The organism is Nonomuraea sp. NPDC052116 (assembly GCF_040680035.1).
GTDB classification, from domain to species: Bacteria; Actinomycetota; Actinomycetes; order Streptosporangiales; family Streptosporangiaceae; genus Nonomuraea; species Nonomuraea angiospora_A.
On the sequence record NZ_JBFAWA010000039.1, the window covers coordinates 83,031 to 108,036 of the forward strand.

Genomic DNA, 25,006 nt, shown 5'->3' on the forward strand with positions numbered 1-25,006 from the left:
TCATGCCGGAGGCGACCCGCTACTCGGGCGACATCGTCGACTCGCACCACCACATCTGGCGGGCCGGGGACCTACCTTGGCTGTCCGGACCGATGGTGCCGCGGATCTTCGGCCCGTACGAGCCGATCAGGCGGGACTACCTGATCGACGAGTACGTCGCCGACGCCACGGCCGCAGGCGTCAGCGAGTCGGTCTACGTGCAGACGAACTGGCCGCTCGACCGGGTTGTGGACGAGGTGCGCTGGCTTCACGAGGTTCATCAGGAGACGGGCCGGCCGATGGCCGTCATCGGATCGGCCGACATGTTCGACGAGAGCGCTCCGGACACCATGCGACGACAGGCCGCGCTCACGCCGCTGATCCGGGGGATCCGTCAGCAACTGCACTGGCACGAACGCCCGGAGTTCCGGTTCGCCACTGCACCCGATCGGATGAAGGATCCGGTCTTCCGTAAGAACATCGGCGCGCTCGCCGACCACGGCTGGCTGTTCGAGCTGCAGGTCTTTCCCGAACAGATGCCGGATGCGGTCGAGCTGGCGGCGGCCTTCCCTGACGTCACCTTCGTCCTGGTGCACGCGGGCCTGCTCATCGGGCTCGAGTGCCTCGAGTCGTGGCGGGCCGGGATGGCCGCGCTGGCCGAGCGGCAGAACATCGTCGTCAAGCTCACCGGGCAGGGCACCTTCGTCCACCGGGTGGATCCCGACCTCATCTCCTTCGTCGCAGACGAGGTGATCGGCTGGTTCGGCGCCGGCCGAGCCATGTTCGGCACCAACTTCCCGGTCGAGAAGATCTGGACCACGATGCCGCACCTGGTCGACGCGTGGAAGAACGCACTGACTCATCTCCCACCCGCCGACCAACACGACATCTTCGCCGGCAACGCACGACGGGTGTACGGGCTGGAGGGCTGACCTGAAACTGCTGGGACTCGGAGGGCTTCGACCGGCGACGTCAGGCGGTCCCGATCGCCAACGGAATTGACATAAAAAGGAGTATCTTAGCATGGCACTGTTCGTCCTGACCTACGGCTACAACGACACCCCGCTGAGAGCGGAGCGCCGCGAGGACCATCTCGCACACCTGAACAAGCTCTTCGAGCAGGGCAGCCTCGTCGCGGCCGGCCCTTACACGGACCTGACGGCCGGCATGATCGTTCTACAGGCCGAGGACGAGACCGCGGCGCAGGCGCTCGTCGACCAGGACCCGTACACGAAGCTACAGGTCACCAGGGATCGCCGGCTGCGCCAGTGGCGCGTGACGGTCGGCTCGATCGGCTCTGGCTAGACGTCACCCCTTCTGGCGCGCCGGGCCGTCGTGGCCGATGTGGTTGAGCGCGCGGAAGCACGCCTCCCACGGCACTGCGCCAACGATATCTGGGCTGACGAGAAGCCGTAGCCGACGCGGGACCTCGCGGGCCAGGCGAAGGAGCACGGCCGATCATCACGCCGCACCCGCCCTCCTCCCCTTGATGGTCAGAACTCGCGCACGCCACGCGAAGGCTTACCGAGCCTGGCCACAGAACGTCCACCGCCCGCTCGCCGTCACCTGCGGCGGTCACCCGGCGCCGGCAGGGCCGCTTCCGACACGGATGTTCCTCAACCCCCGCGCCCGCCGGGCGGGTGCCCGTGACGGCGACGATCGTCACCTGGACCCGGCCCCGCCAACGCCGGCGGGGTAACCGCTTCGTCGACACCGGGAGGGAGGCTGCCCGGCGAAACACCGCTACTCACGTAGCCGGGCCTCAGCCATCGGTCCGAGGCACGGGACACCGGGGACGGTGTCCAGGGGGAGACCGTCCCCGGCAACCCGCCTGTGCGAGGCCTCTCACGCCGGCGAGGCCTCCGCGGTCGCCGGCGAACTATGCCGTAGCTTCCGCCGAAATTGCAACGCTACTGAATGTAGCTGATAAGGAACGGAAGCTGCTGGTTTCCGTCCTCCAGGGTGCCGATCGATCCGTTGGGATGGAGCACGACGTTGCCCCCGCTGTAGTTGTCACCCCTCCATGAGTAGATCCACGCCGGGCCGTTGAGGTATTTGGCGGCACTGTCGCGCCACGAGGCGGTGGGAATGTCGGCCAGCTGGTGCCCGTCTCCCCGGGAGGCGGCGAAGGAGTAGGCCTCGTTGCGTGTCTTTTTCATTCCCGCTCCGTACCAGTACAGGCGGTAGGTGCCCTGGGCGGCCTCCTCGCCGTCGGCGCCGGTGGCGGAATTGGGAATCTCTATTAGCTGGTCGGTCATCGCTGCTCCACCTCTCGCTTGGGGACGGCAGCGGAACGCCGTCCACCCAGTGTTACCCAAAGCTATATATCCATCACTTAGAGTAGTTAAACGGACACCGGGGTGCCGTGGGTGCCGTCCATCAGACGAAGGTCGTCCCGCGGGGCCGTCCTGACTCAGTCGAAGTGACAACCGGGGGCCCTGGACGGGTGCCACCGGGATACGGCGCAAACGGGCCACGGGACGACATAACCGCAGGTCAGCGTTGAGCCCGCGTTTCGTAGCGTGCGGGCGGCCTCAGCGACCGAGTCACCGTCGGCGACCACGGCGCTGGGGAACCTGTGGACGGCGGTTATCAAGGATCTTGATTGCAGTGAGCCGAGACTGCTCCTGGTTGCGAAGCCTCCTTGGTTCGTCGCCCGGTCCCACGGGCGGCGGCAGCAGGCCTCGTGTCACGGCCGCGTGGCAGCGAAACAAACATGTAACATTTAATCGCGTCGACCTTCCGAAGCTTTCTCCAGGACCACCCTTCCGCCCGTCTCAAATCTTTCGACGGGCATCGGTGATACTTCGGCGGACAGCAATCTCTTACCATCGTGAAATTGACCGGTTCTGTCATCACACTTACGGTGACGCCTGCCTGGTCGGAAAGGTGGCGACACTCGTCACCGCAGCGCGGAGAGTCGATTAACGTTCGGCCTCCGTGCTTTCTGCCCATTTATTGCTCCCCTTGTCGGATGGACGAGATCGCCGACCGTGCTTATGGTGTTGATCGTCACCGATATAGCCCGCTCCGGCGGGTAAGAATGGGAGTGCAGATGGCGACCGATGAACCGCTCCGCCTCGATCTGGACACGCTCGACGTGATGACGGTCGAGCTCCCCGGCGAGGATCTCGTGAAGGCCCTGGGCATGGGTCTCGGCAACACCGAAGTGGGTGCCTCGGGCATTGCGCGTACGAGCTGGCTCATTTAGGCCTCCCCGGACATGGTCTCGACGCGTCGTGGCCTGCCGGGACGCGTCGAGATCGACGCGGCTCGCCGCACGGCGGACGCGACCGTGGTTGTCAGGGTCGCCGCGCTACCGGTGACGGCGCTCGCGGAGCTGCGGTGCACGGCCACGTGGCGGAGCGTCCAGGAGATCCTCGCGGCCCGTGGCCGGCTGGCCGTCGAGGGCCGGCGGCTCGCCGACGAACTGGAGCCGGTGATCGGAGCACTCGGGCCGGGCCCGGCGCGACCGGCGCTGGTGGCGTTGCGGCGGGCGCTGTACAACGCAAGGCGGCCGGCGGGCCGTGCCTGGCCGGTGGAGATCGGTTCCGGCCTCGGTCCGCGTGTCGCGGCCTGGCTCACGGACCTCGATCGGCATGACGCGCTCGTCCGACAGCTGCCGGACCTGCTCGATCAGGAGTGCCGGGGCACCTACGAAGTGCTGCGCCGGTGGGTCGGCACCGACGCCTTCGGCTACGGCGTGCTCCAGGCGGGACCGGCGATGTCCGCCGCGCTGCGCCAGTGGCTGGCCTCGCCGCCCGGCAGCGTCCCGCCGCGCCAGGTCGCGCTCCGGCTCACCAGGTACCTGGCCCGCGTCGTGGCGAAGACCAGCCCGCACGCCACCTTCATGATGGCGGCTCTGGGGCGGTGGAGCGACGACGGCGAGCCGGTCCGCTGGGACGGGCCATGGGCGTGGCGGAGCGCTGTCGAGCCGAACGTGCCCCTGCTGCGCCGGCTGCTCACCGACCTGGCCCGCGCCGACGGCGGGCTCGCCGCCCTCTTCGAGGTCAGGCCCAACCCGACCCTCGAGGAGGACGACGGCCGCCTGTGGTACGTGACCGGCCAGGAGGACGCGTACAGCGGTATCGCCGCGTCCCAACCGCTCCGGCGGCTGCTGCGCCCGCCGTACGACGACCTCCGCACCCAGGCCGGCGGCGCGCTCGGCCGGCTGGTCGACCTGGGAGTGCTGGAACTCCACCCCCCGGTCGCCGACCAGGCCGCCGCGCACCTCGCCGACCTGACCGATCGGCTCGGCACGCATCCGGCGGGCAAGGCGCTGGCCGCCCTACACGAGGCGCTCGCTCGTTACCCGGAGGCGGCCCGCGTGTCTGAACGTGAGGCGCTGCAGCGGAAGGTACGGTCCGCGTTCGCCGAACTTGCCGGAGACGATACCGATCGCCTGCCGGACCGCAACCTTTTCCACGAGAACGCCGTGGTCACCACACCCGGTCCGCGGCTGGGCCTGGCCGCCTGGCGTCCCGCCCTGGGCGACCTGCACGCGATCGTCGACTTCGCGGCGGTCTTCGATCGTGATGGCGTCGCCCGGCTGCTCGCCGCCGACCTGTTCGCGGGGTGGTTCGGCGCCGGCGCGCAGGTGCCGTTCGGGCGGTTCCACCGAATGCTCGCGCAGCGAACCCGTCCGGCCGCACCCGGCACCCCGGCCGGTGAGCTGCACGCGCTCCTGTACCCGTGGCAGGAGCGACACCCGCCCGGCCGGACGCCCGCCGTGCCCCGGCTCGACGAGCTTCGAGACGCCCGGACGGCGGCGCTGGCCGCGGTGCGCGAGCTGCTGCCCGAGACCCCGGACGCGCTTACCATCGACCCGACGGTGCTGGCCGGACTCGCCACCGACCGCCCCGAGTTCGTCCGTCCGGTGGGGTCGCTGTCCTGCTTCGTGCAGACGATCAGCTCGCCGGACGACACGCCGGTGCGGCTGGTGCTCAACGGTCTTGGCCCGGGGCACGGCGCGATGCGCAGCCGCGTGCACCGCCTGCTGCGGGTCGCCGGAGTTCCTGCCGGCGAGAACCGCCTGCTCGGGACGGAACGCGGCATGCCGGTGGAGATCACCGGGCTGTTCGGCAGCAACGTCAACCTGCGTTCCCCGGTGGCGGCCCAGGAGATCGGCTATCCGGGCGTGGTCCCGAGCGGCCCGGCCACGTTCGACCTGCGGGACCTGGCCGTCCGGCACGAGTCCGGCGCCGGCGGCCTCGTTCTGGTGCACGCCGGGCACGGCACCCGGCTCCGGCCGGTGTACACCGGGATGGTCGCGCCCATGCTGCTGCCGCGTACGGCCCGCCTCTTGCTCCAGCTCTTCGGCGACATGCCCAGCCCGGTGATGGAGCTGGCGTCGGTCTTCTCCCGTCCGCCGGAGTCGGTGCCGGCCCGTGTCGAGCGTACGGCCCGGGTGTCGGTCGGGCGGGTCACCGTAGCCCGTGCCGCCTGGTATGTCCCGGTGCGCGAAATCCCGCGCCGGGGCAAGAACTCCGCTGCGGCGCACCTGCTCGCGCTCGCGGCCTGGTTCGCCGAGCACTCCCTGCCGGAACGTTGTTTCGTCTCCTCGGGCGATCCCGGCGCGCCGGTCCGCGAAAGGCTGCACATGGTGCGGCTCGCCAAACCGACCTATCTCGATCTGGCCGACCCCGCGCTGGTCACGCTGTTCGACCGAGGGCTGGACGCGAGCGGATCGGTGGTCGTCTTTCGTGAGCTGCTCCCGGACTTCGAGGCGGCGCTCGGCCTGGAAGGAGACGGCGGCCACCCCGACCGCCGCCATGTGACCGAGTACGTGGTCGAGGTAGGCCATGCCTGACCGCTGGATCTCGCTGCACGCCTTCCACCAGTCCGGCACCGACCTGCTGCTCGGCACGGCCGTCGACGGCCTGGTGCGGGAGCTGGACGGACGGCTCGACCGGTTCTTCTTCCTGCGGTACTGGGAGGGCGGCCCGCATCTGCGGCTCCGCCTTCTGCCGCGCGTCCCCGACGACGCGGTGATGATCGAGAAACGCGCCACGGCCGTGCTGGAGGAGCACCTCGCGGCGTATCCGACGACGGTCACCTGGGACCGCGAGCGCTACGCGCTGCTCGCCCAGGAGTTCGCCCGGCAGGAGGGCCTGGTCGCCTACGACCACCGGCTGCGGCCCGACGACCACGTGGAGGCCATCGCCTACCGGCCCGAGTACGCGACGTTCGGCGGGCCGCAGGCGGTCGCCGCCGTCGAGCGGCACTTCACCGACTCCAGCCGGATCGCGCTGGCGATCCTGCGCGGCGAGCACGACCACCGGCGGCGGCTGGGCCACGCCCTCGCCGCGATGATGCTCGCCCTCGTGGCCTGGGAACCCGACCCCCGCCGCCTGGGCCCCCTGCTGGCCCGGGAACGTGACCGCTGGGATCCGGCACCGGCCCGCGCACAGCAGGTGGAGATCTTCACGAAACAGCGCGAAGCCCTCACCGCACAGGCCGAACGGTGCCGGCTCATCGCCGCCCGCACCGCCTCGTCCGAGAGCCACGCCCCTGATCCCCCCGCCGACGGGCCGCCCTCAGGCGGTGTCCTCGACGCGGGCGACGCTCACGACTCGCTCGGCGCATGGTGGCGCTCGATCGACACCCTGCACCGGCGCCTTGTCGCGCTCCAGCGGGCCGGACGCTTCCATCCGATCCGCAGGGAGGGGGCATCGCGCTCCCCCGGCCTCGTCGGCGTCGACACCTCGCTGGATGCGGAACGCCACGACGTCCTGATCGTGCTGAACCGGTGCGTCCACCTGTTCTGCAACCGGCTCGGCCTGTCGATCGTCGAAGAAGCGCACCTGCGCTACCTGACCGCCGTCACCCTGGACGGGCCGGCGCAGAAAGAGGGAACCTCGTGAGCTACCTCCCCTGGCACAGCATCCAGATCCGCTACTACGACCAAGACAAGGACGGACTGATCCTGGACTGCGTCCGCCCGCTGCTCGAGCACCTGGACGGCCTCGTACAGCAGCCGTACCTCGTCCGTCACTGGCGCCAGGGACCGCACCTGCGGCTCAACTTCCGCGCGACCCTGCAGGACTGGGAACGCGAGATCCTCCCCGTCGCGACCGAAACGATCACCAGATATCTGCGCGAGCACCCGTCCACCACCCGCCTCGACGAGCACGAGCAACTCGCCGCCCACCGCCTGCTGGTCGTACTCGAGCACGAGACCGGCCCGCTGCAGCCCTGGTACCCGGACAACTCCCTGCAGACCGAGCCGTACGACGACCGGCTGCGCGTCTTCGGCGGCCGGCCGCTGGCGAACCTGATCGACGCGGCCGCCGCGGAGAGCACCCGGCTCGCCTTCGGCACGCTGGACAAGGTCCGCCGGGGCGAGCTCGCGCTGTTCGCGGTCGCCATCGACCTCATGACCGCCCTGGCGCACGTGAGCGTCCCGCCGATCGGTCGCGGCTACATGTCCTACCGCTCGCACGCCGCAGCGGCCGTCTCGTCCTGCGAGAACCGGGACGCGGTCACGGCCGCGTTCGAAGCCAGGTATCGCAAGAACGCCAGGGAAATGCGCGCGACGGTGGTCGACCTGGTCGCGTCGATCGACGCGGGCGACCCGGCGCCGCACGTACGCGACTGGATCGCCTTCACCCACCGCCAGAAGGAGATCGCTCTCCCGCTGCTGGCCCGCAAGGAGATCGACCTGGACGTCCCCGGCCAGCCGGCGGCCGACCGCCGCCACCCGGTCGACTATTTCGACGTGCTCATGTCCAGCGACCGGTACCGCACCGAGATCCTCGAATCGGACTGGTTCCTCGCCCACCGCCTCGTGGTCAACATGCTCTACGCGCACCTGGCCAGGCTCGGCATCACCCCGATCCAGCGGTACCTGTTCTGCCATCTGATCGCCTCCGCGGTGGAGGAGGAGTATGGCGTCTCCTCTCTGGAGAAGGCCCGCGATTACCTGCTCAGCGGCTGAGTCTCCGTTCGGCGCATCCGAACGCCGCCCCGGTGCTGGTCCCGGTGCTGGCGTGCTCCTTCCGTCGTATGCCAACGACTGTTGACATGGGGAGTTTTTAAAGGGGTTATTCCGTTACTGGACAAATCCCGCTCGCTATGGCCATGCCCCGATGAGCATGGAGACATCTCTCTCATTGTGCGGAGCGCCATTTCATGCCCTCCTCATCGTTAACCCCACTGACCTGGGACGCGACACCTCGGAAGCAGTTTTTTCGACTTTTCGATCTCCTGTGGCAGGCCATTAGGGTGCACATTCATGGAATCGACTTTTCGATCGGCCGAAGAACTCGCGGCCGCCATGCGTGCCGGTGAAGTGACGTCGGCGGAACCGACCGACGAGGCGATCGCCCGCATCGAGCGGGACGACAAGGTGATCAACGCGATCCGTGTGCGGGTGTCCGTTGCAGGCGATCACTCCCAGCGGCCCGTAGCTGCCAGGGGTGCAGGTCGGTGCGCCAGAACCGCTGGTCACCCAGGTCGGCGAAGCGGGCGCGAACCAGTGGCCGGGCGTGGCGAAGATCCCGCACACCATTGACCGCGTTCAAAAGCGTAAGACCAGTAATCAACTGCTTTAGGAGGATTCGCGTGAAAGCGTTGCTCACGCTGACCTGCGCAGGTCAGTTCATGGTGCTGCTCGACAACACGATCGTCGGCGCCGCCCTGCCCGACATGCAGCAGCGGCTCCACACCGGGCTGACCGGCCTGCAGTGGATCGTCGACGCCTACGTGCTGCTGGTGGCCATGCTGCTGCTGTCGGGCGGCGTCTTCGCCGACCGGTTCGGCCGCAGGCGGGTGTTCCTGGCCGGGGTGGTGGTGTTCACGGCCGCGTCGGTGGTGTGTTCGCTCGCGCCCTCGATCGGCTGGCTGATCGCCGGGCGGGTGCTGCAGGGCGTCGGGGCCGCGGCGCTGAGCCCCGCCTCACTGGCGCTGCTGGCCGCCGCGTATCCCGCCCCGAGGGAGCGCGTCAGAGCGATCGGGTTGTGGGCCGGGTTCAGCGGCATCGGCCTGGCCGCCGGACCGCTGGCGGGCGGGATCCTGGTGGAGTCCTTCGGCTGGCCCGCCATCTTCCTGGTCAACGTGCCCATCGGGGCGGTCCTGCTGCTGGCCGGGCTGCGCGTGCTGGCGGAGTCCCGCAACCCGAGCGCACCGCCGATCGACGTCCCCGGCACGGTCCTGTCCGTCGCGAGCGTGGGCGCTGTGACCTACGGCCTGATCGAGGGCGGTTCCCGAGGCTGGACCTCGCCGGTGATCCTGGGCAGCTTCGCCGCCGGACTGGTGCTCCTGGCCGCGTTCGTCGTGGTCGAGGGTCGTGTGTCGACGCCGATGCTGCCGCTCCGGCTGTTCCACCAGCGGCTGTTCACGGTGTCCAACACGGCGATGGTCGTGGTCGGGTTCGCGCTGATGGGGTCGTCGTTCTTCTTCTCCCAGTTCTTCGTCTACGTCCAGGGCACTTCGATCCTGGTCGCCGGGCTGCGGACCCTGCCCACCTCGCTGGCCATGGTGATCGTCAGCCCGTACGCGGGCCGGTTCGCGGCCAGGTACGGCTTCCGGATCGTGGTCACCATCGGCCTGGCGCTGGCCGGGCTGGGGCTGCTGGCGCTGGGCTTCGTCCACGCCGATACCGGCTACGGGAACGTGTGGTGGCGGCTGGCGGTCGTCGGCATCGGGTTCGCTCTCACCATGTCGCCGCTGACCGGGGCCGCCATCCAGGCGGTCAGCCCGCAGGAGGGCGGCCTCGCCTCGGGCGTCAGCAGCACCACCCGGCAGATCGGCGCGGTGCTCGGCGTGGCGGTGCTCGGGGCGATCGTTCACACGCGGGAGTCCGGCGGAGCCTCCTTCGAGTCCGGCCTCAACAGCGCCTTCCTCGCGGCAGGTGCCGTGACGCTGGCCTGCGCCGTGTTCACCGGCCTGTGGCTGACCGCGGCCCGGACGCCGAGGGACGTCCGGGCCGAACAGCCAGGAGGCCGAGCAGTCAGTGAGCGGCCGCTGACAGCTCCTCCCAGCCGGCCCACGTCCTGAGCCGCTCGGTGGCGGTGGGAGCGTGCTGGTGCGCCCGGACGGTGGTGGAGTCCACGGCGATGTCCCAGTCCACCCGGCCCTCGGCGTCCTGCTCGGCCTGGATCGCGGTCAGCGGCATCTGCCAGGTGCCATCGGCCGACCAGCGGCGGTGCCGCTTGCAGACCGTGATCCATGGACCGAACCGCTCGGGCAGGTCCCGCCACGGCAGCCCGGTCCGTACCCGGTACAACACGCCGTCGATCGTCGTGCGGTGGTCATTCCACCGCCCACCCCGCCGGCCGCCCCCGGGCAGCAGCGGCCGAAACCGCTCCCACTCGGCGTTCGTTACGTCACCACGCCCCATGAACTGATCGTGACAACATCGCCACGATTGGTCATCAGATCAAAGAACCAGCTCTTACGACGTGATCAACAATCACGATGGGCGGCCGGGGGTCTTCGGCGTCAACCGGACCAGCGGTATCTGGCGTACCTGGCAATCTGCTCCCAGCAGAAACCTCATCCCGGTGCGGCGGGCGCCCGGATCGCTTCACCGTGGCCGTGGTGTTCGTCGTCGGGGGTGACGTAGCCGATGCCCCCGTGCAGCCGGACGGTGTTGTAGAAGGTGTGGCGTGCCGGAACATCCAACGGCCGAACCGGTTGCAGCTGTTAACCGCGGATCGGCATGGGAACTGCGGGTTCAGCCCCCGTGGGGTCCGCTTCGGCGCGCAGGATCCGCCAGCTCAGATAGGCGCAGGCGGCGGTTGCGGGCATGGTCAGCAGTGTGCTGGCGATCCCGAGCACGATCACGTTCCCGGCCAGGTACAGAGGTACCATCAACGTCGCGCCGAGGGCGAATTTCGCCACGAAGACCGCCGTGCACTTCTGGTAGCGGCGCCGCCTCGCACGATCGCGCCGCCAGGTGAACCGTTCACCGCGCGCTTGCCCCACCACCAACCCGATCACCGGCCACCCCACCAGCATGGATACCAGGAACACGGCCCCGCCGACCACGGTGGCCAGCACACCGACAAGGTAGAAGTTGACCCCGTCCCCGGTGCTCCCGGCCAAGAACGCAGACACGCCCACCGTGAGCAGCCCTCCGGCTGCCTGCCAGTACTTTCGGTCGGTCCACACCCGGGCCACCGCGAAGACGAACACACCCCCGACTGCGATCAGGGCGGAGATCACTACTCGGCCGGTCATCAGATAGGCAACTACGAACAGCGCTCGGGACGCAATGGATTCCGTGAGCGTGCGCCAGCCGCCCACTACGGCGAACAAGGACAGCGACTTCTGCGTCAGCATGTTGAAGTTCATGTGCCGACCTCCGCACCATTGGATCCGCCGGATCCGCCGGGGGCGGGACCCATACGGGGGGTGCCTCCGGTGACGTCGGGGGTGGGGAAGCTGTCGCGGCGCATCGCGTCCTCGTAAGCACCGATCGCGGCGCGCAGACTCTGCTGCCCACGAGAGGCCTGGACCAGTTCATCGCAGAGGCGGTGCGCATCCTGCATCGCCAAGTTGCCGCCGAAACCCGGTGCCACGTGGATCGCATCCCCGATGACCGTCACCGGAGCAGCCGGCCATGCCGGCATCAGCGGGATCAGCCCGCCCCGCAGCACGACTGTGAGGTTCGGCCATGCGTTGTCGACGACCATCCGCAACGTCGGGTGAAAACCGGCGGACACTTCCTGGGCTCGGCGCCACACCGTGGCCGGTGATTCGGCCGAACCGAGCAGTTCCTGCGTGACGGGCAGCGCCCACATCATGTAGTCCTCGGCATCGGCGACGACGCGGGAGCGCAGAGCAGGCAGCCACTCCTGACTCGCGGCGACCGGCGGCTGGCTGAACCGCAGCACGCCCATCGCCATCATCGTGCCGTGCGCCTGTGCGTTGGCGGGGCTGTGGCCGATCAGTTCGGGTAGCCCGGTACCGGCCATGGCCCGCAGTGGTGTCGCGCCCATCAGCATGCGTTTCCCCGTGTCGACCACCCGCACGTGAGGCAGGTACTGGCGGCGAACGGCCGAACCGATGCCGTCCGCACCGACCAGCACGTCCGCTGTGTCCGTGCTGCCGTCGGCGAACCATGATCGGACGGTGCCGTCGGGCCGCTGTTCGAATCGCGTGAACTCCGCCCCGAACCGCACCGTGTCCTCCAGTCCGGTCAGCAACACCGCCCGCAACAGCGGGCGGTGCACCTGCCGACCGGGCCGCGCCGGCCCCGATGTGCCGTCCAGCGGCCGGCTATGCGCAACCACGAGCCTTCCATCTGCTTCGGACAGGAGCAGCCTCTGTTCGCGCGGTCCGCCCATGGTGGCCTCCGCCATCGCCACGTGCGGCGGCGGCAAGCACGCCCGCAGCGCAGCCGTTCCGCGGTCATCGAAATGCAGGCTGATGCCCTGCGGGCGCCCCTGCTTCCCTTCCCGCTCGTATACCACGACCTCGATTCCTGCCCGTCGTAACCCGTGGGCCAGCGTCAACCCGCCAAGCCCCGCACCTACCACGACCACCTTCACCCTGCCGACCTTTCTTCACCGGTTGATGAAGTTCAAGGTAACACGTACCGGGGCAATAACTTCACCAACAGGTGAGGAAAGATCCGATAGACTCGCCCCGCCATGACAGAACACAGTCCCTCTGCTCGCCCCGGACGCTGGCGATCCGGCGCGGAAAGCAGGCAACGGATCCTGGAAGCCGCCCGCGCACTGTTCCGCGAGCACGGCTATGGCGGCACGACCGTGCGCGCCGTCGCCGCCCAGGCGGGGGTCGATCCGGCCATGGTGTTCTACTTCTTCAAAACCAAGCAGGGCGTGTTCGCCGCGGCCACGGAGATGCCTCCCCATCTGCTGTCAGCCATCGAATCGATCTTCACTGGCGGCCTCGATGACATCGGCGAACGCATCATCCGGACGCTCTTGGAGAACCTGGACAAATCCAGCCGCACGCCGCTCGTGATGCTCACCCGGTCAGCCCCCACTCACGAGGCGTCCGAAGCACTACTCCGCGAATTCATCGACCGGGAAATCACCAGTCGGCTTGCGGCGATGCTCGACACGCCTGACGCCGCGCTACGGGCCGGCATGGTGAACGTCCAGATCCTGGGCCTCGCAGTAGCGCGTTACATCGTACGAGTCGAGCCGATCGCCTCCGCGTCCACCGATGAACTGGTGGCCCGCCTCGGCCCGGTCGTGCAGCAGTGCCTCACCGGACAGGGCTGAACCGTGGCGAGCTCCTGCCGGCCCGGCTGCTGTCAGAGATGCGCACGCCGCACCCAACACGACAAAGGCGTTCTCAAAGGCGGTGGACAACCTCCTCGAGCAGGTGTTCCGCGGCGGGCAGGCCAGGTCGGCCAGCGAGGCCAAGCCGGCTCGGTGAACAAGACCAACGAGCCCGCCCAGGGCGACACTCACGCTGTCTACACCTGCTGTCTGCCGCTGTCGGGTGTGTCCAGTCAGCGGTGTATCTCGATCTTGTTTGATCAGCGGGTGGTCGGGGTCAGGCGGCCTTCGAAGGTGATGGCGAAGGCGTTCAGCGCGGCTCTCCAGCGGGTGATCCAGCGTTTGCGGCCCTTGCCGGTCGGGTCCAGGCTCATGATCGCCATATAGACGCACTTGAGCGCGGCCTGCTCCTTGGGGAAGTGGCCGCGGGCCTTGACCGCTCGGCGGATGCGGGCGTTGACCGACTCGATGGCGTTGCTCGAGCAGATCACCCGGCGGATCTCGGTGTCGAAGTTGAGGAAGGGCACGAACTCGGCCCAGGCGTCCTCCCGCAGCTTCACGATCGCCGCCCCAGAGCTCGGCGAACTCCATGAAGCGCTCGAGGTCGGGGCGGTGTAGACCGGCTTGAGCGCCTTGGCGATGGCGTCCCAGTGCTGGCGGGCGGCGTACCGGAACGAGGCGCGCAGCGCTCACCGCCGACAGTGACGGCCAGGGCGATGCAGATGGGCCGATTGGCGACCTGGCCCTCCCGCAGCTTCACGTGGATGGCGTCAATGAAGATCACCGGGTAGACAGGGTCGAGCGGCCGGTTCTGCCACTCGGCCATGCCGTCCAGCAGCTTGTCGGTGATGGCGGAGATGGTCTGCTTGGACACCTCGGCGCCATAGACCTCGGCCAGGTGTACGGAGATCTCCCCGGTGGTCAGGCCCTTGGCGGCCAGCGAGATGACCATCTCATCGACGATCTTCGGCTCGAAGCTGCCGTCCCGATCGCGCGGCACGGTGATCTCCACCGGCCGACGTCGGTGATGACGGTCTTGGACCGGGCGCCGTTGCGGCTGTTACCGGTCTCGCTACCACCGCGCTGGTGCCTGTCGTAGCCGAGCTCGCCTTCCAGCGCGAACTCCAGCACCAGCTTGGTCAGCCCGTTCTCTCCCACCGGTTCCACGCCCTCGGCACGGGCCTGGTCGACCAGGCGGACCACCGGCTCCCGATCCGGCTCCTTGGCCTTGCTCTCCTTGGGCTGCTTGCGCGCCACCCCGGCGTCCTCCAGGTCGATCTCCGTCGATGCCTGGATCACCGTACTCATCGGGTGCGTTCTCCTTGATCAGGAGTTACACCGGTGACCGCAGCGTAGTCAGTGGTCGTGCGGGGGCCGGCTCGCCGGTACGACCAGGCCGGTCTCGTACGCGACTACCACCGCCTGGGCACGGCTGCTCAGGCCGAGTTTACCCATCAGACGCTTGACGTGGGTCTTGACCGTGGCCTCGCTGAGAGTGAGGCGGTTGGCGATCTGGGCGTTGGACAGGCCGTTGCCGACGAGGCGGAGCACTTCGGTCTCCCGGGCGGTGAGGGTGGACAGTTCGGCCGTCCCCACGGAGGTGGTGCGGTGGTGGTGGGCGTAGGTGTCGACGAGTTGCTGCGTGATCCGGGGTGTGATGAGGATGTCGCCCGCCACCACCGTATGCACGGCCGCGATGATCCGGTCCGGCGGGGTGTCCTTGAGCAGGAACCCGGACGCGCCCTCGCCGAGCGCGGTGTAAACGTACTCCGGCAGGTCGAACGTGGTCAGGACGATCACGTGCGGCGGCTCGGGCGCGGCGAGGATGCGCCGGGTGGCGGCGATCCCGTCGAGCACCGGCATCTTGATGTCCATCAGCACCACGTCCGGGCGGGCCGAGGCGGTCAGGGTGACGGCCTGCTCGCCGTCGGCCGCCTCGCCCGCGACCTCCAGGCCCGGCGCGGCGTTCACCAGCGCGATGAGCCCGGCCCGGATCAGCGCCTGGTCGTCGGCGATGAGCACGCGGATCGTCATGGCACGTCCGCCATCGGCAGCCGGGCGACGACGTGGAACCCGCCCTCCTCGGCGGGGCCGGCGGTGAGCACGCCCCCGTACAGCTCGGCCCGTTCGCGCATGCCGCGGATGCCGTGCGACCCCGAGACGTCGGCCGGCTCCCGGTGGCCGGGACGGCCGTCGTCGCTGACCCGCAGGGTGAGCGTGCGTTCGCCGTAGCCGACCTCGACGCGGGCACTGGCCGGGCCGGCGTGCTTGAGCGCGTTGGTCAGCGATTCCTGCAGGATGCGGTACGCGCACAGGTCCGTGCCGGGCGGCAGCGGCCGGGGGGCGCCGGTGATCACGACCTCGACCGGCAGGCCGGCGGTACGGGTGCGGTCGACGAGTTCGCCGAGCAACGCGAGACCGGGTTGTGGTGACACGTCCAGTTCGCCGCTCGGGTCCACCCGCAGCACGTCCAGCAGCCGGCGCATCTCGATGAGCGCCTCGCGGGTCGCGTCGCTGACGGTGGTGATCGCGGTCCGTGCGGTCGGCAGATCGGTGTCGAGCACGTATCCGGCGACGCCCGCCTGCAACGAGATCACGGACATGTGGTGCGCGACCACGTCATGCAGTTCGCGGGCGATGCGCACCCGCTCGTTCGCCGCCGCGCGGGTCGCCTCCTCCGCGAGCCTTCGCGTACGTTCGCCCCAGCGCCGCGTACTGTCCGCGAGCACCCACGCGCCGGCGACCAGCAGGTTGTCCTGGAAGAAGTCAGGCCACTGGAACGGACCGGGCCTGGTGGCGTAGGACAGCACGATCAGCGCGACCGTTCCGACCACGGCGGCGGCCGCGACGGGCCGGGGCCGCAGTGTCGTCACGGTGAACAGCCCGACGATGAGGCCCATGCCGGCGTTGGGGAACATGCCGTAGCCGACCAGGATGTAGACGGCGAGCGCGGCGCCGATGATCACCATGGTCAGCACCGGCGTGACCTGGCGGAGTGCGACCGGGGCCGCGGTGAGCACCGCGAGCGCATAGGCGGGCGGGGGCGCGGTGATGTGCCAGGCCATGGTGGCGATGGTGATCGCGATCAGCACGGCGGCGAGCAGGATGTCGCCGAGTGCCGGTCTCAAGGTCATCACCATGTGAACACCGTAGTCGGGCGGGGCTCGCAGTGTCGCGGACCAAACGGGGTATCCCGTTCTACCCCCTGTGGGGTAGCCGAAGTTGCCGTCGTGGAGCGACGACGCGGGCTGCCGCGCGCGCCTAGGTTCGGGCGTGCCGGTTCGTCCGGCGACTCCGACTACGTGAGGAAGTGCCGATGGAAGTGTCCGCCGCGGTGGTTCACTCGTTCGACCGCCCGCCCCGCTACGAGCCGTTCGATCTGCCCGTGCCGGCCGACGAGGACGAGGTGGTCCTCGACGTGCTCGCGGTCGGCCTGCACCCCCGGGTACGCAGCGGGGCCGCCGGCCGGCACTGCACCAGCACCGGCAAGCTGCCGATGGTCGAACCGGCCGCCTCGGTGATCCCGGCGCTGCTGTGGGCCCGCGGCCCGGCGTCCGGACCGTGCTGGTCACGGAGGAGGTGTGAGCCATGCCCGAGGTGATCATTGCCGGGGCGGGCCCGACCGGGCTGGTGCTGGCCATCGAGCTGGCCCGGCGCGGCGTGGACTTCCTGCTGGTGGACAAGGCCGCGCGGCCGTTCGCCGGGTCGCGGGGCAAGGGCATCCAGCCGCGCACCCTGGAGGTGTTCGAAGACCTGGGGGTGCTGGATCGGATGGTCGCCGCCGGCGGCCCGTACCCGCCGCAACGCCTGTACGCCGAGGACGGGCCGATCGACCGGCGGATCATGGAACACCAGGAGCCGACCCCGGCTGAGCCGTACCGGGATGGGCTGATGCTGCCGCAGTTCCGCACAGAGATCATCCTGCGCGATCGGCTGGCCGAACTCGGACACGCCGTACGCTATGACCACGAACTACTCGGCTTCGACCAGGACGACAGCGGGGTGGTCGCGCGGATCGGCGAGGCGACGGTGCCCGCCCGCTACCTGGTCGGCGCCGACGGCGGGTCCAGCGTGGTCCGCAAGACGCTCGGGATCGGGTATCCGGGACGCTCCCTCGGCATCCGGGCGTTCGTGGCAGATGTGCGCGCCGACGGCCTGCCCGCCGACGTCTGGCACACCTGGAACGAGGGCACCCTACGGCAGATCGCGATGTGCCCGCTGGCCGGCACCGAGCTGTTCCAGTGCCAGGGCGGCCTGCCGCTGGAGGGCGAGGTGGACCTGTCGGCTGCCGGGCTGACCGCGATGCTGGCCGACCGTACCGGACACAGCGGCATCGTGGTGCGGGAGGTGGGGTGGGCGTCGGTGTACATGATGGGTGCCCGGCTGGCCGACTCCTACCGCGGCGGGCGCGTCTTCCTGGCCGGGGACGCAGCGCACGTGCACCCGCCGACCGGCGGCCAAGGGCTGAACACCAGCATCCAGGACGCCTACAACCTGGCCTGGAAACTGGCCGCGGTGCTGCGCGGGGCGCCTGAGGCGATGCTCGACTCGTACGAGGCCGAGCGGCGGCCGATCGCCGAATCGGTGCTCGGGCTGTCCACCCGGCTGCTGAACGAGGCCGAGCGCCGCGGGATGCGCCGCGAACGCGAGGCCCACCAGCTGGACCTCGGCTACCCGCTGTCGCCGATGACCGGCCCCGGCCCGATGGCCGGCTACCGGGCACCCGACGCCCCGCTCACCGGCGCCGCCGGCCGGCCGGTTCGGCTGTTCCAGCTACTGGCCCGCCCGTGCTGGACCCTTATCGGATACGAGGTGCCGAACGTCCCGGCTCCCCGCGCCGGGCTGAGCATCCACACCACCGGCAAGCGCGGTGACCTCGTCGACGACGGCGGCCACCTGCGCCAGGCGTACGGCCTGTCACCCGGCGACTGGGTGCTCATCCGGCCGGACGGCTACATCGCCCTGACCAGCACCGATCCCGCCGACGTCGAGACCTACCTGGACCAGGCCGGCCTGCGCCGGCCGCAGAGCTGAAAGAGGCCGATCATGTCCGCGCAGACCCGAAAAGAACACCGTCAGGTACGACGCGCCGCCGAGTTGCGCCGCGCCGAAGCCCAGCGGGAACTGCACCGCTTCGGCCGCGAGACCCGCCGTGCCGGCAAGACGAGCCTGATCCTGGTCCGGGCCAGACTGGCCGAGCTGAGTGCCCGGAGCTTGACCAAGCTGACCGCCCGTCTGCGCGGACCGTCCTGAGCTACGGAAGGCACCCTCGATGTCCTTCGACCACACAGACGACTACACCGCGCCGCACGGCGGTACGGCGATCCCGGATGGCTACAGGCTGAGCCCCGACGACGGAAACACGACCTGGTTCGCCGGCGCGCTCATCACCTTCCGGGCCAAGGCGGCCGGCACCCGTGGCGTGCTGTCGTTCTTCCAGTGCGACGTGCCGTACGGGTCGGCCGGGTTCGAGAAGTTCTTCGAGGACCTGGGCGAACCGGCGACAGTGCCGAGCATGCCGACACACCAGACCCGCGACCCGTCGGTCGAGGAGCTGCTGGCCGGCGGCCAGGCTTTGGGCTGGGAGTTCGTGGAACCGCGGCCCCGCCGGCTTCCCGGGTCAGGGGACTAGCGGAACGCGGCCAGCGAGACCGGCTGCCACTTGCGCCAGGTGGCGAGCCGTTCCTCGTACTCGGCCGCGACCGGCTCCAGCGACTTGCCGAAGAAGATCCGCGCCGGCGGGTCGTCGGTGTCGGCCAGTTCCAGGATCGGCCGGCGGGTCGCCTTCGGGTCGCCGAGGTCCCACTCGATCGCGGTGCCCGCGCGAACCTTGGCGTAGTCGGGGTTTTCGGCGCTGGTACGGATGTTGCCGGCGCCGAAGTCGGTCGCGTACGGGCCGGGCTCCAGGCAGATGACGTCGATGCCGAAGGGCGCGACCTCCTGGCGCAGCGACTCCGACAGGCCTTCCACCGCCCACTTCGACGCGTGGTAGCCGCCGATGCCGGGGAACGCCCGGACGCCGCCCTCGCTGGTGACCTGGATGATCCGGCCGTGCCCCTGCGCGCGCAGGACGGGCAGCACCGCCTGCGTCACCCACAGCGTGCCGAAGAAGTTGGTGTCCATCTCGGCGCGGATCTCGGCCTCGGTCAGCTCCTCGACCATGCCGAAGTGGCCGTAGCCCGCATTGTTGACCACCACGTCCAGCGTGCCGAAGTGCTCGGCGGCCCGCCGCACGGCGGCGAACACGGCGTCGCGGTCGGTGATGTCGAGCTGCAGGGGCAGCACGGCGTTGCCGTACCGGTCGGCGAGGGGACGCAGGGCGTCGAGGTCGCGGGCGGTGGCGGCGACCCGGTCGCCGCGTTCGAGTGCGGCCTGCGCCCACTCGCGGCCGAATCCCTTCGACGTGCCCGTGATGAACCACGTCTTGGACAACGTCCTCACCTCTCTCAGTCGATGCCTTTCATAGTAACAGTAGCATGGACTGCATTAATTGTACGCATGGTAGCCTTTTCGCATGGAAGGTCGGCGCGATCGCAAGAAACGGCAGACCCGCGAGCGGATCCAGGCCGCGGCGCTGGAGCTGTTCACCTCGCACGGCTACCGCAGCACCACCATCGCGGCGATCGCCGGGCACGCCGACGTCGCGACGCGTACCGTCACGCTGCACTTCCCCACCAAGGAAGACCTGCTGTTCGCCGACGACCCGTTCGCCCCAAAGCCGCTGGCCGCCCGCCTCGACACCCGGTCCGGCACCGCCATCGACGCCGTCGGCGCGTGGATGCGCGACACCATCCGCGCCCTCGACGAACACGACGCCGAGCAGGGCCGCGAGCCGGGCGAGATCTGGTCCCTGCGCACCAAGCGCGCCACCCTGATAGCCGAGGACGAAGACCTCCGCGGCCGCGCCCGCGCGAGCTACTACGAGCTCGAACGCCTGATCGCCGCCGCCGTCGGCAAGGACGCCGGCCTCCCGCCCGACGCGCTGGCCCCACGGCTGACCGCGTACATACTGGTGGGCGGCCTGCGCGAGCTGTACATGACGCACGAGGCCCACCACGGCGACACCACGACCGAAGAGCTACTGCCCCTGGTCGATCGCGTGCTCGCCTTCGCCCGCGCGGGACTGGCCGAGCTGGTCTAGATCGGGAAGCGGCCGCGGCGGATGCGCCAGTGCCGGCCGGCCTTCAGGTGGTCGACGATCGCGCGCTGGAGCACGGTGCGGCGCGGCAGCTGGCCGAGCGGCGTGGTCAGGGTGCGGAAAACGAACCGCAGCACCTCGACGTCGGCATCCTGCCCTTCCGGCTCCTCGTAGGGCTCCAGCTCGAACCTCCGCTGAAACCGGACGATGTTGGAGTCCCCGGGCAGGTACTCCAGTAGCTGCGGGTCGAGCAGCCACGAGCCGCAGGAGAACGCCGTGTAGCGCTCATCGGGAAAGTGGCGTGGGAAGAACGCGCGGGCCTCGTCGAGCGACGCCGCGACCGCCTCCGGGGTCATCGGCCCCGACTCGGGGATGTGCAGGTCGATGGTGGTGCCGCCGCGTTGGTGCTGCAGCCGGCCCAGCTCGTAGATGCCGCCGCGCGCGTGCAGCGTCAGCCAGCTCTGCATGACCGGCCAGCCCTCGCGGTGCATCCGCCGGTCGATCGCGAGGTTGCGGCCCAGATCCGCGAGGGTCACCCACGACACGGCATCGGCGATGCCGTGGTCGCGGTGGTACCCCGTGACGACGTCGACCAGGGCCAGGTACGCGTACACGTAGAGATGCCGCCAGGCGGGGCCCCGTTCGCGCGGCAGCTCCGGACCGGGCGGCAGCCAGCCGTGGCCCCCGAGATCGGCGCGAACCAGGGCGATCGAACGGTCGAGCAGCCAGCGCAGCTCCGGAGTCCACAGGGGAGAGTCCGGGTCGGGCCAGCCCGCCATGATCTCGGCAGCGTCGTCCGGCCGCACCGCGAGCCGGTCGAGGATCGCGGGCGCGTCGGCTTTGGCGGGCAGCGGAGCCGACGGCCGGTCGCCGGCGAGCCGGTGCACGCGGTCGACATCCTCGACGGGTACTCCGAGCCGGGCGGCGGCGGCCTCCAGATCCACGCGAACGATCCTACGATCACCGTCAACGCCACGGAGAAGAGTCAAGGGATCTACCTTATGCCCTGTTTTGTTGATCTCCTGCTCTCCTCGGCGCGAGAGGACATCGACGCCGGGCCGCAGCCCGAGGTCGTCACGACCGACCAGCGTCCGATTCGGACACGGTATTCGGGATCTGCTCCATGCTCGGCTACCGGTTCGCGCCCCGCTTCGCCGACCTGGGCGACCAAAGGTTCTGGCACGCCGACGTGCCCGAAGGGACGACGCCGGCGTACGGGCCGCTGGAGGCGATCGGCCGCAACAAGATCAACCGGCAGAAGATCTACACCCACTGGTCGGACATGACCCGGGTCGCGGGATCGCTGGTCACCAACCAGGTCCGCGCCTATGACCTGCTGCGCATGTTCGCCCGAGGCGGGCAGCCCACCCCGCTCGGGCAGGCTTTCGCCGAGTACGGGCGGATCGACAAGACCCTCCATCTGCTCAGCATCTTGGATCCGATCGACGACACCTACCGCCGCAGGTTGAATAAGCAGCTCACCGTCCAGGAGTCCCGGCATCGGCTCGCCCGCAAGATCTGCCACGGCGGAGGCGGTCAGATCCGCAAGGCGTACCGTGAAGGGCAAGAAGATCAACTAGCGGCTCTGGGCCTCGTCGTCAACGCGGTCGCGCTGTGGAACTCCAAGTACCTGTCGGCCGCGATCGACCGGCTGCGCGCCGAAGGCGTCCCGGTCAAGGATGAGGTGTCCCCGCTCGGCCACGCCCACCTCAACGTCCTGGGCCGCTACTCCATCTCTTCCTCTGCACCGGCCGAAGACCTGCGGCAGCTCGGCGAGACCCCCGACATCCCCGCTCTCCTCGACGGCGGCGGCGTGGAGGAGGAGGGGTAGACCCCAGGGATCCGGAGAATCGTCCGCCGTGCCCGGCCTGGCTGCGCGATCCTGTCCTTTTGGCCGATCTTTCGAAGGATGCGCGGACGGCTGAGGAGGTGCACCCGGCGTGGGGCGAGGTCGTCGACGTTCCTACCCCTCGTCGCCAAGGGATGATCACAGCGGAACTGCGGGGAAGTCTCGTAGCCGCTCACTCAGCCTGTCACCTCGCGGGCGAAGCTCGGTTCCGCCGCTTCCAGTCGCGGTACCGCGACCCCCAACCGGCGTGCTTCCGCCAGGGTGTCTCGGCAGACCTCACGCGGCTCCTCGGCGTCGGGGTCGGAGTGCGCCGTGAGGCTCACGCGCGCGGGCGCGACATGAGCGGTCAGCCAGGCGAGCACGGGTGCCGTCAGCCAGGTGGGCGCCCGGAACGGCAGCACACCGCCCCGGTGCCGTCGGAGGTCGAGGCCGCGCGCCTGGAGGAGCGGCAGCAGTTCGCGGCCGGCCAGCAGCGCCTCGCGCAGGTCGCCCGTCGCCCCGGCCAGCTTGGACAGGGATCCCAGCCGCAGGCCCTGCGAGAACATGCCGGCATCCGACGCGAAATGGACCCACAGCCAGCCGCGGAAGTCAGGCCGCTCCTTGATCCGGAGCCCGGCCTCGCGAAACGCCTGGCGCACGGCCCGTTCCCGGTTGGTCGGGGGCCGGCCGAGTGTGCCGAAGATGACCGACGGCAGCAGTGCCCCGTGGAGTACGCCGTCCGCGCCGAAACCGCCACCGGCCTGGGGAAAGCCCCAGGCGATCTGGTCGGCGGGGAGTGCGCCGATGGCGGCGAGCGGCTCGGTCCAGAGGTTGCCGAAGATCAGCACCGTGGTCTGGCCGACGCGCGGGGCCAGGAAGGCCGTCGCGCCCGCGAGGCGATGGTGGGGCACGCTGAGCACGATCAGGTCGAAGTCGTGGTCCGGCTCCAGCGCCTCGCGGTAGCGCACCGGCCACTTCTCGGCGACGCGCTGCCCCCACACCCGGCGCCGCATATCGAACAGGTCGAGGTCCACCGCGTCCCCGTACGTCGCCGCGCGACCCGGCCGGACGTAGAACTCGACGTCATGTCCCGCCTGTTGCAGAACCCAGCCGTAGACGGTGGCGATCACGCCTCGGCCGAACATCAGGATCTTCACGCTGCACCTCGTGGGGTACGATCGATTTGGAGGCCATCTCCACTTTCCAAAATATGGAGGTCATCTCCACTTGTCAACGCGAGGTAGCGCATGACCACCCACAAGCCGCTGCGGGCCGACGCCCAGCGCAACCGCGAGGCCCTGCTCGCCAAGGCTCGGGAGGTCTTCGACGCCGGAGACTTCTTCGACCTGCGCTTCGACGACTTCGCCCGCCTGGCCGGAGTGGGTACCGGCACGCTGTACCGCCACTTCCCCACCCGGGAGGCACTGGCCGAGGCGGTCTACCACGAGGAGGTCGCCACGCTGTGCGACCGCGCCCGCCAGTTGCAGGCCACGCTGCCCGCAGCGGAGGCCTTGGCGACCTTCCTACGCGGCATGGTCGACCACATAGATGCCCACGAGGGTCTGGCCCGGACGCTGGCCACGCTCATGGCCAGCGGCTCAGGCACCATGGCCGAGGGCAGCCGGGCGCTGGAGCAGGCTGTCACCGACCTGGTGGCCGCCGCCGTGCGGGACGGCACTGTTCGCGACGACGTGGATGCCGGGGCCGTGATGATGGCGCTGCACGGCATCGGTGCGGCCCATGACCGCCCCGACTGGCGGGCCGAAGCCGACGGCGTCATCACCCTCGTGCTGGACGGGCTGCGCCGATCGCACTCAGGCGACGGTCAGCGCGAGCACGAGCAGGAGAGTGTCGTTGATCAGAGTGGTGTTCCGTAAGGGGATCCCCACCGGAACGCCAACCGCCCGGACAATCGCCCCAGGTCAGGGTGTTCCGTATAGGCGTTCCGGTGAAAGCCCCCTATCCGGAACACTTTGAGCCGTGAACGGAACCCGTGTCGGCTACGCCCGCTGCTCGACCGACGAGCAGACGTGATCACCCAGACCGAGCAACTCCTGACCCTCGGCGTCCCCGAAGACCGGATCTATATCGACCACGGCTTCTCCGGCACCACCCGCCGCAACCGCGCCGGCCTCGACCAGACCCTCGCCGCCGTGTGGAACGGCAGCGTCTTCACGGTGACCAAGTTCGACCGGTTCGCCTGCGACATGGCCGAGGCCAACGAGATCCTCACCGGTCTGTCCGGCCGCGGCGTGCTGTTCGGCCTGGGCGCGTCCGTCTACGACTGGAACGACCCGTTCGGGCGACTGTTCCTGCAGACCCTCGCCATGGTCGCCGAGTTCGAGGCCAACCTCGGGCACCTGCGCACCCGCGAGGGCATGGCGCTGGCGAAGACGGACATCAAGCCGCACGTGAACATCTGGGCGATCGGTGACGTCGACCACGGCAAGACGGAACTGACGACTGCGATCCTCAAGGCGCTGCACGACCAGTACCCGGAGTTGAACCCGTACGCATCGGTCGAGGAGATGGACAAGACAACCTTCCGTGATCTTCCATACCTGGGACGGCGGGTAACTGCGGGTTCACCACCCACGATCACTGCTGAACGTAACTATACAAACGCAGAATGTGGCGTAGCGTGAAAGTGATGCCCTCCTGGCCTTGCGACACAGAATTTCCATTACCTGTCACACATGGCCAGCATCGAAGATGGAAGCCCAGCGGCCCGCTGTCCCATCTCACTTCACTTGAGGCAGTCTCATTGACCATGAGGCATCCTGCCGCTTGTCTCACCTATCTGAGTCATGATCGCTAGGGTTTGTGTCCCGCTCTGCCAGTTGCGCAGGTCAGTTTTGCCGCCTT

General features: G+C 69.3%; 25 protein-coding genes and 2 pseudogenes. 16 read left to right on the top strand and 11 right to left on the bottom strand.

Annotated elements, in window-relative coordinates; translation table 11 throughout:
* Positions 1 to 2: 2 nt before the first annotated feature.
* Positions 3 to 911 (top strand): amidohydrolase family protein, encoded by a 909-nt coding sequence (locus AB0L65_RS50110; RefSeq protein WP_364261907.1) that lies wholly within the window; start codon positions 3 to 5, stop codon positions 909 to 911.
* Positions 912 to 1,002: 91 nt separating this feature from the next.
* Complete coding sequence (locus AB0L65_RS50115) at positions 1,003 to 1,284, top strand: YciI family protein (RefSeq protein WP_364261910.1); 282 nt, start codon at positions 1,003 to 1,005, stop codon at positions 1,282 to 1,284.
* A 605-nt stretch (positions 1,285 to 1,889) separates the two neighbouring features.
* Here AB0L65_RS50115 and AB0L65_RS50120 read toward each other — a convergent pair.
* Positions 1,890 to 2,237, bottom strand: coding sequence for a hypothetical protein (locus tag AB0L65_RS50120; protein WP_364261913.1), 348 nt, complete (start codon positions 2,235 to 2,237; stop codon positions 1,890 to 1,892).
* 716 nt (positions 2,238 to 2,953) lie between these two features.
* On the opposite strand from AB0L65_RS50120, the gene AB0L65_RS50125 reads away from it, so the two are divergent.
* The 5 genes from AB0L65_RS50125 (at position 2,954) to AB0L65_RS50145 (ending at position 9,975) form a co-directional block, all read left to right on the top strand.
* On the top strand, positions 2,954 to 3,190 hold the full coding sequence (locus AB0L65_RS50125) for a hypothetical protein (protein WP_355213063.1): 237 nt from the start codon (positions 2,954 to 2,956) through the stop codon (positions 3,188 to 3,190).
* Between the two features lie 12 nt (positions 3,191 to 3,202).
* Positions 3,203 to 5,788, top strand: coding sequence for a lantibiotic dehydratase (locus AB0L65_RS50130; RefSeq protein WP_364261916.1), 2,586 nt, complete (start codon positions 3,203 to 3,205; stop codon positions 5,786 to 5,788).
* A complete protein-coding gene (locus AB0L65_RS50135; protein WP_364261919.1) occupies positions 5,781 to 6,842 on the top strand; it encodes a lantibiotic dehydratase C-terminal domain-containing protein in 1,062 nt (353 codons plus the stop codon). Before AB0L65_RS50130 ends, AB0L65_RS50135 begins: the two co-directional genes overlap by 8 nt.
* Complete coding sequence (locus AB0L65_RS50140; RefSeq protein WP_364261922.1) at positions 6,839 to 7,915, top strand: thiopeptide maturation pyridine synthase; 1,077 nt, start codon at positions 6,839 to 6,841, stop codon at positions 7,913 to 7,915. The genes AB0L65_RS50135 and AB0L65_RS50140 overlap by 4 nt, the downstream gene beginning before the upstream one ends.
* A 626-nt stretch (positions 7,916 to 8,541) precedes the next feature.
* On the top strand, positions 8,542 to 9,975 hold the full coding sequence (locus tag AB0L65_RS50145) for an MFS transporter (protein WP_364261925.1): 1,434 nt from the start codon (positions 8,542 to 8,544) through the stop codon (positions 9,973 to 9,975).
* Here AB0L65_RS50145 and AB0L65_RS50150 read toward each other — a convergent pair.
* From AB0L65_RS50150 to AB0L65_RS50165, 4 genes are all read right to left on the bottom strand, one after another.
* Positions 9,929 to 10,318 (bottom strand): IS5 family transposase, encoded by a 390-nt coding sequence (locus AB0L65_RS50150; RefSeq protein ID WP_364261928.1) that lies wholly within the window; start codon positions 10,316 to 10,318, stop codon positions 9,929 to 9,931. The two genes, AB0L65_RS50145 and AB0L65_RS50150, sit on opposite strands and share 47 nt — an antisense overlap.
* Before the next feature lie 155 nt (positions 10,319 to 10,473).
* Positions 10,474 to 10,602: a hypothetical protein gene (locus tag AB0L65_RS50155; protein WP_364261930.1), complete on the bottom strand. Its 129-nt coding sequence runs from the start codon at positions 10,600 to 10,602 to the stop codon at positions 10,474 to 10,476.
* 21 nt (positions 10,603 to 10,623) lie between these two features.
* Complete coding sequence (locus tag AB0L65_RS50160) at positions 10,624 to 11,274, bottom strand: DUF3159 domain-containing protein (RefSeq protein ID WP_364261933.1); 651 nt, start codon at positions 11,272 to 11,274, stop codon at positions 10,624 to 10,626.
* Complete coding sequence (locus tag AB0L65_RS50165; protein ID WP_364261936.1) at positions 11,271 to 12,473, bottom strand: FAD-dependent monooxygenase; 1,203 nt, start codon at positions 12,471 to 12,473, stop codon at positions 11,271 to 11,273. The genes AB0L65_RS50160 and AB0L65_RS50165 overlap by 4 nt, the downstream gene beginning before the upstream one ends.
* A 102-nt stretch (positions 12,474 to 12,575) precedes the next feature.
* On the opposite strand from AB0L65_RS50165, the gene AB0L65_RS50170 reads away from it, so the two are divergent.
* Complete coding sequence (locus AB0L65_RS50170) at positions 12,576 to 13,175, top strand: TetR family transcriptional regulator (RefSeq protein WP_364261939.1); 600 nt, start codon at positions 12,576 to 12,578, stop codon at positions 13,173 to 13,175.
* 260 nt (positions 13,176 to 13,435) lie between these two features.
* Here the strand turns inward: AB0L65_RS50170 and AB0L65_RS50175 are convergent.
* The 3 genes and pseudogenes from AB0L65_RS50175 to AB0L65_RS50185 form a co-directional block, all read right to left on the bottom strand.
* Positions 13,436 to 14,378 (bottom strand): annotated as a pseudogene (locus tag AB0L65_RS50175) (transposase).
* Between the two features lie 153 nt (positions 14,379 to 14,531).
* Positions 14,532 to 15,209, bottom strand: coding sequence for a response regulator transcription factor (locus tag AB0L65_RS50180; protein WP_364261942.1), 678 nt, complete (start codon positions 15,207 to 15,209; stop codon positions 14,532 to 14,534).
* On the bottom strand, positions 15,206 to 16,315 hold the full coding sequence (locus tag AB0L65_RS50185; RefSeq protein WP_364261943.1) for a sensor histidine kinase: 1,110 nt from the start codon (positions 16,313 to 16,315) through the stop codon (positions 15,206 to 15,208). Before AB0L65_RS50185 ends, AB0L65_RS50180 begins: the two co-directional genes overlap by 4 nt.
* A 176-nt stretch (positions 16,316 to 16,491) precedes the next feature.
* Between AB0L65_RS50185 and AB0L65_RS50190 the strand changes: the two genes are divergently transcribed.
* Genes AB0L65_RS50190 through AB0L65_RS50205 form a run of 4 tightly spaced genes read left to right on the top strand, consistent with a single transcriptional unit; the run spans position 16,492 to position 18,807 of the window.
* Positions 16,492 to 16,776 (top strand): hypothetical protein, encoded by a 285-nt coding sequence (locus AB0L65_RS50190; protein WP_364261945.1) that lies wholly within the window; start codon positions 16,492 to 16,494, stop codon positions 16,774 to 16,776.
* Entirely contained in the window at positions 16,764 to 18,209 is a 1,446-nt protein-coding gene (locus AB0L65_RS50195; RefSeq protein WP_364261948.1) for an FAD-dependent oxidoreductase, read from the top strand. The genes AB0L65_RS50190 and AB0L65_RS50195 overlap by 13 nt, the downstream gene beginning before the upstream one ends.
* Before the next feature lie 12 nt (positions 18,210 to 18,221).
* On the top strand, positions 18,222 to 18,428 hold the full coding sequence (locus AB0L65_RS50200; RefSeq protein ID WP_364261951.1) for a hypothetical protein: 207 nt from the start codon (positions 18,222 to 18,224) through the stop codon (positions 18,426 to 18,428).
* Positions 18,429 to 18,447: 19 nt separating this feature from the next.
* Positions 18,448 to 18,807, top strand: a complete 360-nt coding sequence (locus AB0L65_RS50205; protein WP_364261954.1) for a hypothetical protein — start codon at positions 18,448 to 18,450, stop codon at positions 18,805 to 18,807.
* Here the strand turns inward: AB0L65_RS50205 and AB0L65_RS50210 are convergent.
* Positions 18,804 to 19,607, bottom strand: a complete 804-nt coding sequence (locus AB0L65_RS50210) for an SDR family NAD(P)-dependent oxidoreductase (RefSeq protein WP_364261957.1) — start codon at positions 19,605 to 19,607, stop codon at positions 18,804 to 18,806. The two genes, AB0L65_RS50205 and AB0L65_RS50210, sit on opposite strands and share 4 nt — an antisense overlap.
* Before the next feature lie 82 nt (positions 19,608 to 19,689).
* Here AB0L65_RS50210 and AB0L65_RS50215 point away from each other — a divergent pair, with 82 nt between their 5' ends.
* The gene (locus AB0L65_RS50215; protein ID WP_364261960.1) at positions 19,690 to 20,316 is read left to right on the top strand and encodes a TetR family transcriptional regulator; all 627 of its coding nucleotides are present in this window, start codon (positions 19,690 to 19,692) and stop codon (positions 20,314 to 20,316) included.
* Here the strand turns inward: AB0L65_RS50215 and AB0L65_RS50220 are convergent.
* On the bottom strand, positions 20,313 to 21,257 hold the full coding sequence (locus AB0L65_RS50220; protein ID WP_364261963.1) for an acyltransferase domain-containing protein: 945 nt from the start codon (positions 21,255 to 21,257) through the stop codon (positions 20,313 to 20,315). The two genes, AB0L65_RS50215 and AB0L65_RS50220, sit on opposite strands and share 4 nt — an antisense overlap.
* 99 nt (positions 21,258 to 21,356) lie before the next feature.
* On the opposite strand from AB0L65_RS50220, the pseudogene AB0L65_RS50225 reads away from it, so the two are divergent.
* Positions 21,357 to 22,144: pseudogene (locus tag AB0L65_RS50225) on the top strand (Tn3 family transposase); the annotation flags it as partial.
* 194 nt (positions 22,145 to 22,338) lie between these two features.
* Here the strand turns inward: AB0L65_RS50225 and AB0L65_RS50230 are convergent.
* Positions 22,339 to 23,298 (bottom strand): 2-dehydropantoate 2-reductase N-terminal domain-containing protein, encoded by a 960-nt coding sequence (locus tag AB0L65_RS50230; RefSeq protein WP_364261966.1) that lies wholly within the window; start codon positions 23,296 to 23,298, stop codon positions 22,339 to 22,341.
* Between the two features lie 90 nt (positions 23,299 to 23,388).
* Between AB0L65_RS50230 and AB0L65_RS50235 the strand changes: the two genes are divergently transcribed.
* Positions 23,389 to 24,018 (top strand): TetR/AcrR family transcriptional regulator, encoded by a 630-nt coding sequence (locus AB0L65_RS50235; RefSeq protein ID WP_364261969.1) that lies wholly within the window; start codon positions 23,389 to 23,391, stop codon positions 24,016 to 24,018.
* 153 nt (positions 24,019 to 24,171) lie between these two features.
* Positions 24,172 to 24,786: a recombinase family protein gene (locus AB0L65_RS50240; protein WP_364261972.1), complete on the top strand. Its 615-nt coding sequence runs from the start codon at positions 24,172 to 24,174 to the stop codon at positions 24,784 to 24,786.
* Positions 24,787 to 25,006 lie beyond the last annotated feature (220 nt).

What these genes read in the sequence shown, in the direction of transcription:
- AB0L65_RS50110 (WP_364261907.1), top strand. Translation starts at nt 3, where the DNA reads ATGCCGGAGGCGACCCGCTACTCGGGCGACATCGTCGACTCGCACCAC.
- AB0L65_RS50115 (WP_364261910.1), top strand. Translation starts at nt 1,003, where the DNA reads ATGGCACTGTTCGTCCTGACCTACGGCTACAACGACACCCCGCTGAGA.
- AB0L65_RS50120 (WP_364261913.1), bottom strand. Translation starts at nt 2,237, where the DNA reads ATGACCGACCAGCTAATAGAGATTCCCAATTCCGCCACCGGCGCCGAC.
- AB0L65_RS50125 (WP_355213063.1), top strand. Translation starts at nt 2,954, where the DNA reads ATGGACGAGATCGCCGACCGTGCTTATGGTGTTGATCGTCACCGATAT.
- AB0L65_RS50130 (WP_364261916.1), top strand. Translation starts at nt 3,203, where the DNA reads ATGGTCTCGACGCGTCGTGGCCTGCCGGGACGCGTCGAGATCGACGCG.
- AB0L65_RS50135 (WP_364261919.1), top strand. Translation starts at nt 5,781, where the DNA reads ATGCCTGACCGCTGGATCTCGCTGCACGCCTTCCACCAGTCCGGCACC.
- AB0L65_RS50150 (WP_364261928.1), bottom strand. Translation starts at nt 10,318, where the DNA reads ATGGGGCGTGGTGACGTAACGAACGCCGAGTGGGAGCGGTTTCGGCCG.
- AB0L65_RS50160 (WP_364261933.1), bottom strand. Translation starts at nt 11,274, where the DNA reads ATGAACTTCAACATGCTGACGCAGAAGTCGCTGTCCTTGTTCGCCGTA.
- AB0L65_RS50170 (WP_364261939.1), top strand. Translation starts at nt 12,576, where the DNA reads ATGACAGAACACAGTCCCTCTGCTCGCCCCGGACGCTGGCGATCCGGC.
- AB0L65_RS50180 (WP_364261942.1), bottom strand. Translation starts at nt 15,209, where the DNA reads ATGACGATCCGCGTGCTCATCGCCGACGACCAGGCGCTGATCCGGGCC.
- AB0L65_RS50185 (WP_364261943.1), bottom strand. Translation starts at nt 16,315, where the DNA reads ATGGTGATGACCTTGAGACCGGCACTCGGCGACATCCTGCTCGCCGCC.
- AB0L65_RS50190 (WP_364261945.1), top strand. Translation starts at nt 16,492, where the DNA reads ATGGAAGTGTCCGCCGCGGTGGTTCACTCGTTCGACCGCCCGCCCCGC.
- AB0L65_RS50195 (WP_364261948.1), top strand. Translation starts at nt 16,764, where the DNA reads ATGCCCGAGGTGATCATTGCCGGGGCGGGCCCGACCGGGCTGGTGCTG.
- AB0L65_RS50200 (WP_364261951.1), top strand. Translation starts at nt 18,222, where the DNA reads ATGTCCGCGCAGACCCGAAAAGAACACCGTCAGGTACGACGCGCCGCC.
- AB0L65_RS50205 (WP_364261954.1), top strand. Translation starts at nt 18,448, where the DNA reads ATGTCCTTCGACCACACAGACGACTACACCGCGCCGCACGGCGGTACG.
- AB0L65_RS50215 (WP_364261960.1), top strand. Translation starts at nt 19,690, where the DNA reads ATGGAAGGTCGGCGCGATCGCAAGAAACGGCAGACCCGCGAGCGGATC.
- AB0L65_RS50235 (WP_364261969.1), top strand. Translation starts at nt 23,389, where the DNA reads ATGACCACCCACAAGCCGCTGCGGGCCGACGCCCAGCGCAACCGCGAG.